General features: G+C 48.1%; 1 tRNA gene and 2 rRNA genes. All 3 read left to right on the top strand.

The annotated features are described in order from the left end of the window. Positions 1–87 (top strand): 16S ribosomal RNA (locus tag KJS57_RS26060); the annotation flags it as partial. A gap of 101 nt (positions 88–188) precedes the next feature. Continuing rightward, positions 189–264 (top strand) — tRNA-Ala (locus KJS57_RS26055). A 280-nt stretch (positions 265–544) separates the two neighbouring features. Next, positions 545–644 (top strand): 23S ribosomal RNA (locus KJS57_RS26050); the annotation flags it as partial.

The following is a 644-nucleotide window of genomic DNA, read 5'->3' as shown; positions in this document are numbered from 1 at the left end:
AGCCAGCCGCCGAAGGTGGGGTAGATGATTGGGGTGAAGTCGTAACAAGGTAGCCGTATCGGAAGGTGCGGCTGGATCACCTCCTTTCTATGGAGAATCGTTCTCTGCAACGAGAACATTCAAATAGGCTGACCGAAAGGTCGCCAACAATGACGTGTTTCCATTTGCTCAGTTTTGATGGAATTTGCGGGGCCATAGCTCAGCTGGGAGAGCGCCTGCCTTGCAAGCAGGAGGTCAGCGGTTCGATCCCGCTTGGCTCCACCAATAATTTCATCTATTTTTTGTGGGTTTTTGAACGTCACCGAAGGTGATCGTTACAAAAAATAACACTTGATCCTTGAAAACTGGATAACGAAACGAAGAATTTGCGAATTAGAACATTCCTTTTAGCTGAAAACTTGTGTCAAACAAGTTTGAATTAAAGGTAGTGAATACTATGCGTAGGTTTTGGGATGACCGAACTTTTGGTAGTGCGCGCCTGATGACGAAAGTCAGAGAGGAAGCGACGAACAATGGAGAGGGCAGCGCAAAACCGGAGCATTATGGTTAAGCTACTAAGAGCACACGGAGGATGCCTAGGCACTAGGAGCCGAAGAAGGACGTGGCGAACAACGAAACTGCCTCGGGGAGCTGTAAGCAAGCTT

Origin of the sequence: Paenibacillus vini (assembly GCF_018403325.1) — a bacterium.
Lineage (GTDB): Bacteria > Bacillota > Bacilli > Paenibacillales > Paenibacillaceae > Fontibacillus > Fontibacillus vini.
Note: the sequence above shows the minus strand (reverse complement) of the source record. Positions and strands in the feature narration are given on the sequence as shown.